This is a genomic window from Paenibacillus sp. FSL H8-0260, assembly GCF_045040625.1.
In the GTDB taxonomy this organism is placed as follows: domain Bacteria; phylum Bacillota; class Bacilli; order Paenibacillales; family Paenibacillaceae; genus Paenibacillus_AQ; species Paenibacillus_AQ odorifer.
In genome coordinates this window covers 3,740,317-3,751,902 of sequence record NZ_CP150298.1, presented here as the reverse complement: position 1 = coordinate 3,751,902, position 11,586 = coordinate 3,740,317, and the positions used below count along the sequence as shown (strand labels likewise).

Annotated in this window: 14 protein-coding genes; 9 read left to right on the top strand and 5 right to left on the bottom strand. The window is 42.6% G+C overall.

The annotated features are described in order from the left end of the window. The first annotated feature begins 1,067 nt into the window (after positions 1–1,067). The 5 genes from MHI51_RS16575 to MHI51_RS16555 all read left to right on the top strand — a co-directional run bounded on the left by MHI51_RS16575 (position 1,068) and on the right by MHI51_RS16555 (position 3,839). Positions 1,068–1,271 (top strand): helix-turn-helix transcriptional regulator, encoded by a 204-nt coding sequence (locus MHI51_RS16575; protein WP_036676881.1) that lies wholly within the window; start codon positions 1,068–1,070, stop codon positions 1,269–1,271. Positions 1,272–1,273: 2 nt separating this feature from the next. Continuing rightward, positions 1,274–1,741, top strand: a complete 468-nt coding sequence (locus MHI51_RS16570) for a DUF6773 family protein (RefSeq protein WP_076277594.1) — start codon at positions 1,274–1,276, stop codon at positions 1,739–1,741. 90 nt (positions 1,742–1,831) lie between these two features. After that, a complete protein-coding gene (locus MHI51_RS16565) occupies positions 1,832–2,548 on the top strand; it encodes an MBL fold metallo-hydrolase (RefSeq protein WP_076277593.1) in 717 nt (238 codons plus the stop codon). After that, complete coding sequence (locus MHI51_RS16560; RefSeq protein ID WP_076218060.1) at positions 2,549–3,121, top strand: TetR/AcrR family transcriptional regulator; 573 nt, start codon at positions 2,549–2,551, stop codon at positions 3,119–3,121. 25 nt (positions 3,122–3,146) lie between these two features. Next, entirely contained in the window at positions 3,147–3,839 is a 693-nt protein-coding gene (locus MHI51_RS16555; RefSeq protein ID WP_076218059.1) for a hypothetical protein, read from the top strand. 74 nt (positions 3,840–3,913) lie between these two features. Here the strand turns inward: MHI51_RS16555 and MHI51_RS16550 are convergent, their stop codons facing one another. The 3 genes from MHI51_RS16550 to MHI51_RS16540 all read right to left on the bottom strand — a co-directional run bounded on the left by MHI51_RS16550 (position 3,914) and on the right by MHI51_RS16540 (position 6,830). Beyond that, positions 3,914–4,096, bottom strand: coding sequence for a hypothetical protein (locus MHI51_RS16550; RefSeq protein WP_076126661.1), 183 nt, complete (start codon positions 4,094–4,096; stop codon positions 3,914–3,916). Positions 4,097–4,323: 227 nt separating this feature from the next. After that, positions 4,324–5,553, bottom strand: coding sequence for an aminopeptidase (locus MHI51_RS16545; protein ID WP_076126659.1), 1,230 nt, complete (start codon positions 5,551–5,553; stop codon positions 4,324–4,326). A 44-nt stretch (positions 5,554–5,597) separates the two neighbouring features. Beyond that, on the bottom strand, positions 5,598–6,830 hold the full coding sequence (locus MHI51_RS16540; RefSeq protein ID WP_038571402.1) for an aminopeptidase: 1,233 nt from the start codon (positions 6,828–6,830) through the stop codon (positions 5,598–5,600). A 177-nt stretch (positions 6,831–7,007) separates the two neighbouring features. Here MHI51_RS16540 and MHI51_RS16535 point away from each other — a divergent pair, with 177 nt between their 5' ends. Next, positions 7,008–7,286: a hypothetical protein gene (locus MHI51_RS16535; RefSeq protein ID WP_076126655.1), complete on the top strand. Its 279-nt coding sequence runs from the start codon at positions 7,008–7,010 to the stop codon at positions 7,284–7,286. Positions 7,287–7,340: 54 nt separating this feature from the next. Here the strand turns inward: MHI51_RS16535 and MHI51_RS16530 are convergent, their stop codons facing one another. Then, the gene (locus MHI51_RS16530; RefSeq protein ID WP_076184980.1) at positions 7,341–8,657 is read right to left on the bottom strand and encodes a TrkH family potassium uptake protein; all 1,317 of its coding nucleotides are present in this window, start codon (positions 8,655–8,657) and stop codon (positions 7,341–7,343) included. A gap of 191 nt (positions 8,658–8,848) precedes the next feature. On the opposite strand from MHI51_RS16530, the gene MHI51_RS16525 reads away from it, so the two are divergent. The 3 genes from MHI51_RS16525 to MHI51_RS16515 are packed head-to-tail and all read left to right on the top strand — an operon-like array spanning position 8,849 to position 10,214. After that, a complete protein-coding gene (locus MHI51_RS16525; protein WP_036677380.1) occupies positions 8,849–9,202 on the top strand; it encodes a VOC family protein in 354 nt (117 codons plus the stop codon). A gap of 25 nt (positions 9,203–9,227) precedes the next feature. Beyond that, positions 9,228–9,656: a GNAT family N-acetyltransferase gene (locus MHI51_RS16520; RefSeq protein WP_076218058.1), complete on the top strand. Its 429-nt coding sequence runs from the start codon at positions 9,228–9,230 to the stop codon at positions 9,654–9,656. A gap of 24 nt (positions 9,657–9,680) precedes the next feature. Continuing rightward, positions 9,681–10,214: a GNAT family N-acetyltransferase gene (locus MHI51_RS16515; protein ID WP_076126651.1), complete on the top strand. Its 534-nt coding sequence runs from the start codon at positions 9,681–9,683 to the stop codon at positions 10,212–10,214. 49 nt (positions 10,215–10,263) lie between these two features. Here the strand turns inward: MHI51_RS16515 and MHI51_RS16510 are convergent, their stop codons facing one another. Next, complete coding sequence (locus tag MHI51_RS16510; protein ID WP_076126650.1) at positions 10,264–11,574, bottom strand: hemolysin family protein; 1,311 nt, start codon at positions 11,572–11,574, stop codon at positions 10,264–10,266. Positions 11,575–11,586 lie beyond the last annotated feature (12 nt).

The window sequence follows — 11,586 nt, the reverse complement described above, 5'->3', positions numbered from 1 at the left end:
CCTAGTGATATCCTACTGACCTCTTGTGGCTTCCTACAAATCTCCGTATCGGACTGTATTGCAGCTATTTGAGCTTTTTGAGTCATTTTGCCGATCTATCGGACCGCATAGCTCTTATTACCATGTAACTGTGCAGAATTGGTGTGGTTATGAGTAAATAGCTGTAACTGGGTCCGATAGCACGTCAATTAGCTGCAAATCTACGAAATAAGGACTCCTCAGTCCGATGCAACAGCGAATATGTGAACTAACTCCAAACTAACCTAAACTACCCAAACTAACTAAAGACCCTCAGTATGTTACGGACCGTATAACAGCTATTTGAGCTTTTTGAGTCATTTTGCAGATGTATCGGACCGCATAGCTCTTATTACCTTGTAACAGCGCAGAATCTGTGTGGTTATGAGTAAATAGCTGCAATTGGGTCCGATAGCACGTCAATTAGCTGCAAATCTACGAAATAAGGACTCCTCAGTCCGATGCAACGGCGAATAAGTGAACTAACTCCAAACTAACCTAAACTACCCAAACTAACTAAAGACCCTCAGTATGTTACGGACCGTATAACAGCTATTTGAGCTTTTTGAGTCATTTTGCAGATGTATCGGACCGCATAGCTCTTATTACCTTGTAACAGCGCAGAATCTGTGTGGTTATGAGTAAATAGCTGCAACTGAGTCCGATAACCCGCAGAAAACAATCGAATTTGCATAATAAGGTCATCTGAGTCCGAACTATTGGCAAAAAGTGTGCTTACATACTAGCAAAGGCGGCGAGTTAGGCATCGCAGCTGACTGGCTATGGACTCAGTTACAATCACTCTTCACCATTTGATCCAACGGTGGGGAGAAAAGTATTTCCTGACGGACAGGGAATGGAAAATGAAGTCTGGATCCTAATATGAAACGTTGATCTTAATAAGAAACGTCGATCCTAATATGACACGTCGATCCTAAAGTAAAACGTTGTCCCACCAATTAAATGCAATATATAATGTACATAATGACCGATATAGATTACAATGGTGGAAAATGGAATGCATGACAAACATTAAAAGGGGTTATGGAGTGGGAGAGAACAAAAACATCAAGTTGAAGCTGGCTAGGATCCAAAAGAATCTTTCCCAAGAACAGTTAGCGGAAGTTGTAGGGGTTACACGGCAGACGATCGGCCTGATTGAAGCTGGTAACTATAACCCGACGATTAAGCTGTGCATAGCCATCTGCAAGGCGTTAGATACGTCATTAAACGATATTTTTTGGGAGGATTAGTTGTGAAAGGACCAAAGATTAAAGACGAACGAATTATCACAGAAATTCAGAAGTTTAGTACGCACGGATTGTTGATTGTGTTAGTGGGATTTATGATTAGCCTTTTGGTAAAAGTATTTATCCTGGAGTGGGACATCAAATATTGGGTTGATACTTTTGGGATTATGCTGTTAGGTTGCTTGTATGTTACCGTTCGTTGTGTCAAAGATGGGATATACCTGCTGCCAAGTAAGGAAGGAGAACTCAAACGGTTTAAGAAGATTCATTTAATATCGGGAGTTATCAGCACAATTATTTGGGCCACACTAACATTTTTGCTTGATTTTAGAGAAGCGGGAGAAGTGGATATTAGAAAAAATATATCGAGTACTCTCGTGGGGTCGGTTGTTTTTTTTGTAGGGATCACTTGGGCGATGTGGTACATAATTAATAAATCCAACAAAAATGCTGACAAGAACATTGAGAATTAAATATTAATATTAAAGATAACTACTTCTTGAAAAACTAATGTCATTAGTTTATATTTAAGCTAATACCATTAGTTTATCGGAGGGGTAAGGATGAGAGTAACACGTGAAGGTCATTTATTGCAGTTGACTTGGATGCCCAATTTTTTTCCAGTGAATTGTTACATTATTGAGGAAAATGATGGATTGACTTTAATAGATGCGGCTATGCCATTTAGTCTAAAAGGAATTATGGAGACTGAAGCGAAGCTAAATAAGAAGCTTACACGCATAATCTTAACGCATGCGCATGATGATCATATTGGGGCACTGGATGGACTGAAAAAGCAACGTCCAGAGGCTCAGGTGTACATCTCTGAGCGAGATTCGGCATTACTACGCGGAGATCGTTCACTTCGGGAAGGAGAACCTCAAACCCCTATTAAGGGAGGCGTGCCGAAGAAGATAGCTACCAAGCCAGATGTCCTTCTCCACGAAGGGGATACCATTGGCTCATTATCAGCGATTCACACTCCAGGACATACCCCCGGCTCTATGTCTTTCCTTGATTCACGCAGCGGTGCTGTAATCGTGGGGGATGCTCTTCAGACCTTCCGGGGTACTGCGGTGGCTGGAACCATCATCCCCCTGTTTCCTTTTCCAGCAATGGCTACATGGAATAAAGCTCAAGCTCTGAATAGTGCGATTAAGCTTCTAGAGTTATCTCCAGCTTTACTTGCTGTGGGTCACGGCAACTTACTTAAAGCGCCAAAGCAAGAGATGGAGAAAGCCATACGTAAGGCACAAATGATTCAGGATAGGAGTAATTAAATGTCACCTAGAGCAGGATTAGATCGTCACACGCTAGTGATTAGAGCAGCAGAAATTGCCGATGCTGAAGGTATAGAAGCTGTTACCTTGGCTGCACTAGCAGCTAAACTAGGTGTTCGTTCCCCGTCACTATATAACCATATAAATGGCCTGCAGGATTTGCGGACCGGGCTCGCCATTTACGGTTTAGAGTTATTATTTACATGCATGTCGAACGCAGCTGAGGGATTAAATGGAGATGCTGCTGTACACGCGATGGGCCGAGCATATGTGGATTTTGCTAGAAGTAGACCAGGTTTGTATGAGACTACACTACGAGCGCCTGAACAGGAGAACACGGAGCTTGAAGCGGCTGGTGAGCATATTTTGCAGTTTATAATTCAGGTGATGAAGAGTTATCAATTAGGTGAAGAAGGAGAACTTCATGCCGTAAGGGGATTACGGAGTATTCTACATGGATTCGCCTCATTGGATCAAAAGGGTGGATTTGGTATGGCGCTCGATACTAACGAGAGTCTAACCCGCTTGATTAGCACTTTTATAACCGGAATTGGAAATATGAAATCAGATTAAATTAGATCTAGGAGATGATGAACAAATGGGTCAGGAATACGAACAAGGTAGTGTCACCACTTATGGGGAAACAGCAGAGATTATTGCGAAATTGGGGATTTTACCGCTTGCTGCGCTGATTCCCGGGCACCCGTCTTTAAACGGCTTAACTAAGCCCGAGAATTGGCATACTGGAACAGATTTAGATCCGTGGTCATGGCGTGCGCAGTTTCCAGGTGAGGGTCTTGCAGGATACGGAAAGTTTATTAAGAAAAAGGCTATTTTGGTCTCAAGGGAGTGGTTTCCGGCATTTGTAGCAGCAGTAGACAGTACCAAATCTATTGAAGAGCGGTATAAGGATGGGTTGGCTAGTAAAGAAGCTGTGACCTTACTGCAGATTGTTCGTGAACATGAAGGCATTGATACACGTAAACTTCGGGCAGAGGCTGATATGAAGGCAAAAGAAAAGAAAACAGCCTTCGATAACGCGGTTACTGAGCTTCAAGGATCGTTAGATATGGTGATCTCAGGCATCAAGCAACGCCTGAATGATGAAGGTGAAGTAAATGGCTGGAGCAGCACCTCGTTCGAGACGGTCAGTCACTGGATGTCAGATAACGGTCTATCCGCTTTTGAAGGGGATAGAGAAGAGGCCATAGCTTGGATACAAACGAAGATGAACGGGGTATGGTCGCCAACAGCAATAGCTTGGACAAACAAAGCATTCTCATGGAATTAATAAAAACGGTTAATCACTGCTCCATAGAGAGTGATTAACCGTAAGCGTTTTCCAATAAAATTATATCCATCACATTAAGGTTCCAACATAGGCGCCAAGTAAGCAATCAGGAAATACAAGAATCCAAAAAGCAGCATAACATAGGCAGTGTATTTAATAGCATTAGATGCAACAATTCTTGAATCTACCGGTGGTTGAATTTCTAGCTGTTCTTCTTCGAGGCTGTCAACTTCTTTGGATACTGGGTCTCTCAACATGATAATCCCCTCCTTGGAAATTCAATCCTTAACTGTATTGTGACATATTTGTGAACGGAAATCAACAATAGTGTGAACAAATATTGAACTTTTATTCAAATTTGGGCATTTTACCACCTGAAATGTTGCTGTTAAAACAAAAACAACCCGCTTACTCTCTAATTAGAGAGCTAAGCGGGTTGTTTGAAGTTGGTTCTATCTAGGATCTAACGGGTGTTATTTAAGCCTTAAGCCCAATCCCCATTACGGAAGATAGGTACTGTTGTTCCATCATCGTTAATTCCGTCAATATTCATTTCAGGTGAGCCCATCATAAAGTCAACATGGGTATGGCTTTGATTCATTCCTTTTTCCAACAGCTGTTCTTTAGTCATCGTAATTCCTTCTTGAATTGTGAAGGCATAAGCTGCACCTAAAGCCAAATGACAGGAGGCATTCTCATCATACAACGTAGTGTAATAAAGAATACCGCTCTCAGAAATCGGAGAGTGGAAAGGCACCAAAGCAACTTCACCAAGATAGGAAGAGCCTTCATCCAGTGCGATTAGTGATGCCAAAGTTTCTGCGCCTTCTTCAGCAGTAAAATCAATCACTTTACCGTTCTCAAAGGTCAGCGTGAAGTTATTGATTAGATTGCCGCCGTAGCTAAGTGGCTTAGTGCTGCTCACTTTACCATTAATACCAGACTTCAGAGGGGCAGTAAACACTTCTTCCGTAGGAATATTGGCTAAGAAAGGGACGCCCTTACCGTTCACAGCTCCAGCCTGACACCAGATGTGTCCTTCCGGCAACTCAATAGTTAAATCTGTACCAGGTGCTGTATAGTGCAGCTTGCGAAACTTACTTTCATTCAAGGAAGCGCAACGAGTTTTGAGTCCATCTAAATGGCGGCTCCATGCTTCAATAGGATCTTCCTGATCCGCACGTGTGGCTTTAAAGATGGCGTCCCATAATAGTTCAACCTGCTGCTCTGATGGAGCGTCAGGGAACACTTTTGCCGCCCAAGAGGCTGATGGGAAGGCAAGGCCGCTCCAGCTCGCATGATTCCCCATTAAGTACTCACGATAAGGTGCTAGGGTCTGCCCAGAAATACGTTGATTATCGGCAATTCTTCCAGGTTCAACGCCTTTTAAAAGATCTGGGTCAGCGGAGATAATGGTTAGAAATGCGGCTCCCTTTTTAGCAAGATCCTCTAATTCATCGGCTTGCCACTGCGGCGGCTCCAGGAAGGAATCAGATGGAGCAAGATCATAACGTGTACGTAATACAACTTCATCACTATAATTTACCTTTACAAGTCTCGCACCGGCTTCATAGGCTTTACGAACCACAAGTCGCACAAGCTCTGCGGATACAATATCTGCATTCACAACGAGTGTCTGACCCGGTTGAATATTAACGCCAATCTTCACGGCCAGCAATGCGTAATTCTCCAGCTTTTGCTTGAAATCCAACATAGTTTCTATTCCTCCCAATATCCTGTATCTCTTGTGTGCTTAAATTAGAACGCCCAGTTTCCATTCAGGAAGACAGGTTCTTCAGTTCCATCAGCAGTTATCCCGTAAATGTTCATCTCAGCTGACCCGATCATGAAATCCACATGGGTTACACTATTGTTGAGGCCATGCTCAATTAACTGCTCTGGATTCATGTCTTTACCGCCTTCTAAACAGAAGGCATAAGCCATACCTATAGCAAGGTGATTAGAAGCATTTTCGTCAAACAATGTGTTGTAATAAAGAATGTTGGATTCAGAAATAGGGGATTTATGAGGAACCAAGGCAACCTCCCCTAAGTATTTCGCTCCTTCATCCATGCTAATGAGGTGCTCTAGCGCTTCTTGACCTTGCTCAGCAGTAACACTTACAATACGGCCGTTCTCAAAGCTAATAGAGAAGCCATCGATGATGTTGCCGCCATGACTAAGTGGCTTTGTGCTTCTTACAGTGCCATTAACACCAGTCTTTAGTGGTGCAGTGAAGACTTCTTCGGTAGGCATATTGGCTACAAAAGAATGACCTTTTGCATTAATGCTGTCTCCTTGTGCCCAGATATGGCCTTCAGGAAGCTCGATGCTAAGGTCAGTGCCAGGTGCTATGTAATGCAGCTTTTTATATTTTTTTGCATTGAGTACATTCGCTTTTTGCTCCAAGGTGTCAAGATGCTCCTGCCATGCAGCTACTGGATCTTCACGGTCAAGACGCACGGTGTGGAAAATGGCTTCCCAGAGTTTATCTACACGTTCTTCGGCTGGAACCTCAGGGAATACTTTATCCGCCCAAGCTTGACAAGGAACAGCTACAATACTCCAGCTCACTTTGTCGGACATTTGCATTTCACGATATTTGGTGAGGGCAGCTCCGCGAACTTTTTGGAAATTGGAGATACGTACTGGATCAATACCTTTAAGTGCATCAGGATCTTCAGCGATCACGTTAAGGATAGCCGCACCTTTTTCGGCGAATTCAGTCATTTCACCTGCGTACCAAGTAGGAGGCTGAGTGAATACCTCTGGCGCAGCGTGTTCAAACTGTTGGCGTGTAATGCTTGCATCACTCCAGTTCACCTTAACTAAACTTGCTCCGATAGCATATGCCTTAGCGGTAATTAGACGTACGAAATCAGCGGCAAGAATCGGTGCATTCACCACTAGAATTTGCCCGGGTTGAACATTAACACCTATTTGTACAGCTAAATCTGCATATTTACTAAGCTTAGCCTGAAAATCAGTCATTGTAATTTCCTCCATTTACTAATAGTTTAGTACTTTACAAGCATTGTACTAAATTATTAACCGCCGGATGAAAAAAGTCAATTACGTGGAATTTACAGTGCAAAGAGAAGGAATTACATTCATTTCAATGATATACTGAAAGGGTAGCTGATTTGATGATAGGAAGGAAGATAGTGGATGAATTTAGAGATCGTAAGTGCTGAAATGAGCCGTAAAGAAGATAAAAGTTATGTAGGGAGGACTGTATTCACTCTCGAAAATCATAAGGCTCCATATGAAATTACTTTCTTCAGTACAAGAGGAACGGAATGGGATTACAGTCTAAGCTTTGCGGGTGAGCCTGGGAGCGAGGAACAGTTCTTAGAAACGGATGCATTGCTGGAGAATAACGATGATGTGTACAATCAGTTGCTGGATGCTGCACTTGATCAACAAGAAATCGTGGAAGAACAATAATATTATTGATATGACGCCAGCGGCATTATCTGGTAGCCGCTGGCCATATCATGATTATCCAATCGTTATCTTACCTTCTGGGTAACGGTACAGTTCTTTACTACCTTTTGGTTTCAAAGCATAAGCAAGTGTAAGTGGTCCGGTCCGGCCCATAAACATCAGGATAATCACTAGAACCTTTCCTGCCGTAGTCAGTTCCGGAGTAAGGCCCATAGATAAGCCTGAGGTTCCAAAAGCAGATACTGCTTCAAAAAGTACAGTTAGAAATTCAGCGCTCTCGGTTAAGGATAATAACATCGTAGCGATGACAAGCAGCATAAGAGACATTAATGTGATAGTAAGGGCTCTATATACATTTTCTTTAGCGATCCGGTGGCGGAACATTACAATATCTTCTTTCCCCCGTAATCGCGCAGCTACTGCAGTAACCAGTACGGCGAATGTAGTGATCTTGATTCCTCCACCCGTCGACCCAGGTGCAGCTCCGATAAACATCAATAGAATCATCAGAAATTGTGTGGATTGCCGTAAAAGTGGAACTTCAATGGTGGTGACACCACCAGATCGCGGAGTTACCGCTTGTAAAAAGGTCGCCCAAAACTTTCCGCTTGCACTCAAGGGCTTCAGCGTAGAATTAAACTCCAGTAAAAAAAACAGCCCCGCACCAATAACAATCAATATAAGAGAAGTCCAAAGAACAACCTTTGAATGAAGAGTGAGTCTTCTGCGTTTAGGAAAGTCCATAAGATCAGACAGAACGATAAAACCAATCCCTCCAAGAAATATGAGACTCATTGAGGTGAAGTTAACAATGGGATCATTTACAAAACGAGTAAGTCCGCTAAACGGCCCATGAATATCACCGAAGAGATCAAAGCCTGCATTATTAAAGATAGAAATACTGTGAAAAATCCCATAATATGCTGCTTTCCCAAAGGGCATATCCATCATAAACCTTCCAGCAAACAACACGGCCCCCGACAGCTGAATAACAAGAGAATAGATCAGGACTCTACGGATTAAGAGTACAATTCCCTGCATCGAATTTTGGTTCATGGATTCTTGCAAAAGGATTCGCTCTTTCAAGGATATCCGTTTATTAAGGACCAAGGTAATCAAAGTAGCCATCGTTACAAAGCCTAATCCTCCGATTTGAAATAAAATGAGTAGAACAACTTGTCCGAAGGTAGTTAGCTGAGTTCCCGTATCAATGACCGCAAGGCCTGTTACACAAGTGGCTGAAGTCGCCATAAACAAGGCATCGATAAAGGATATTTGTCCGGATGTTGAGGAGACCGGGAGACTAAGCAGAAAAGTCCCGGCAGTGATAAGGATTAAGAATCCTAGTGATAAAACTTTGGGTGGGGTCATTTTAAAACCACCGAAGTTCAGGTTAGCCAATGTAATTCTCCTGACGTACGTGATATTGGAGTAATGCTCACAGAATTATAACACAACTTACCAGCCCTTCCCTAAATGGAGGGAGGTAATTGACATATTTTATCGAATTATTCTAGAATAACACCCTATCCGTCAACTTAAAAGAGGAGGCTTTCTTAATGATGATAAGTCCGATTCTGAATCAGATTGGTGCTGTTTTTATTCCGGTAAAGGATATTGAGAAATCAAAACAATGGTATTGCCAATTGCTTGGACTCCCATTAGATGGAGAGGTATTATTCGGTCATTTATATGTTGTCCCTATGCAGGGACCGGGCATCGTTTTGGACAGTAAGATTTACACCGCTGAATCTGTTCTAAACATCCCTTCGTTTCATCTTAACACCGAGGATATTGATGCTGCTTATGATTATGTAAAGGCCAACGGAGGAGAGATTCTCACGGATATTGAGCATGATCATTGGTTTAATTTTAAAGATCCCGATGGAAATGTGATCATGGTCTGTCGTTGTTAATCGTTGTATAGAAGGGAGTAGACGAATGATAAGAGAAGCAGTGCCCGAAGACGCTACCTTCATTGAAGAACTTTATCGGATTTTGCTGCCTGAGCATCCAGCTATTCATGTATCTCCTGAGCGGCTGAAGCAGATAGCAGGTCATCCGGAGAGTTTTCTATATGTGTGCGAAGAACAAGAAACAATTGTCGGGTCGTTACATCTTCATTTTTGTATGGATGCTTTGTGTGACGATAGGCCCTTTGCTGTCATAGAAAGAGTCATTGTGGCTGAAAAAGTACGAGGAAAAGGGTATGGCGCAATGCTAATGAGACATGCCGAGAATGTAGCAATCTCCAAGGGAGCCCTTAAGATTATGTTATCAAGTGCTGCAAAGAGAGAAGAAGCGCATCGTCTCTACGAAATTCTTGGTTATGATAGCAGCTCCAGTAAGGTATTCAAGAAGTACTTATAGTTATTTACGATTGGAAGTGATGATATGATGGTTACACTTAGAGAACTGGTGCCGGAGGATGCAGGTGAACTGCTTCGACTTCAGCATCAGTTAGACCAAGAGTCCAAATTTATGTTATTGGAACCGGATGAAAGACAAGCTAGTCTTTGTCAGGTCAAAGAAATGCTCGAAAGCTTTCTGGCAGCAGAAACTTCAATTCTTATAGGGGCAGAGGTTGACGATCATTTGGCAGGTTACTTGTCTGTTAGAGGTGGAAGTGTTAGACGCAATAGACATAGCGCGTACATAGTGATTGGGATTCAGAAACAATATCAGGGGAATGGGATTGGGGCTGGCCTGTTCCGTGAGATGGACATCTGGGCTATGAACAATGGGATTGTTCGTCTTGAGTTATCCGTCATGACCCATAATCAAGCTGCTTTGGGGCTGTATACCAAGAGCGGGTTTGAAATCGAAGGGACGAAGCGGAAATCTCTTATTGTCGATGGTGAGTGGGTGGATGAGTATTATATGAGCAAAATTCTCCAAAAAGAAAAAAGGATAGAGTGTCAGATTTAATCTGATGACCCTATCCTTTTTTTATGAATAAAGGTTATGATTTCGTGATTTATGATGATTCAGTGTTGCTTGATTGTTCGATAACAACTTCAACCTTGCGGACACGGTATCTGTTCATCTCGCGGATGGTCAATGTTACATGGTCACGAACAATACTTTTGCCAATGGCTGGATCTGCGATATGACTGTATACCCAGCCTCCAACTGTGGTCACTTCTTCATCTTCGAAATCAAGCCCTGTAAGATCCTTGACCTCTAACAGAGATACCTTACCGTCGAACAGATAGTTAGTATCGCTTATTTTTTCGACTTCTCTGCGTTCATCACCGTCAAACTCGTCACGGATTTCACCAACGATTTCTTCCAAAATATCTTCAATCGTGATGAGACCGGATGTTCCACCATATTCATCAAGCAGCAAGGCAATATGCACACGCTCCAACTGCATACGAGTTAGAAGATTCTTGACCGGTGTCACCTCAGATACTGTCAGTACGGGTTGAATTAAGCTATGAAAATCAAAATCAGGATTGTTATCATACTGCAAATAGAGCTGTTTCGTGTTGATCATTCCGATAATATTATCCTTGCTGCCTTGTGCCACAGGGAAACGAGTATATTGCTCCTTGCGGATAATTTCGAAATTTTCTTTCAACGAATGATTGGTGAAAAGACATACCATATCGGTTCGCGGAACCATGATTTCTTTGGCGAGCATCTCATCAAAAGTAAAGATTCGGTTAACATAGCCATATTCGGCTTTATTGATTTTCCCGCTTTCGTAACTCTCGGACAGGATCAAACGAATCTCATCTTCACTATGCGCGTCTCCATGCTCACTAGCTGGTTTCATCCCAAAAAGACGAACAAGCATATTAGCGGAACCGTTCATGAACCAAATGAGAGGGTACAAAATTCTGTAGAACCAAATAATCAGCGGTGAAGTAATTTGACCGATTTTTTCCGGAATGTTTATAGCTGCCGTCTTCGGAGCAAGTTCTCCGACAACGACGTGCAAGAATGTTGCAATGATGAATGCGAGTAAAAACGCAAGAGGGTGACTCACACTAGAACTGATATTGGCCCAGTCGAAAATAGGAAGCAATAACTGTTCGAATGCAGGCTCTGCCAGTGCACCAATACCCAGCGCAGTGATAGTAATCCCGAGCTGACAAGCGGATAAATAGCCATCGAGATTAGCGGATACCTTCTGTACTGCCAAGGCATTCTTCTTTCCGTCAAGCACCATTTGACTGATCTGGCTACCTCTAAGTCTCACCAATGCAAATTCTGTTGCTACAAAAAAAGCGGTTAAAATAATCAAAATAACCACCAACGTCAAACTAAGTCCTATACCCATATAATCTTTACC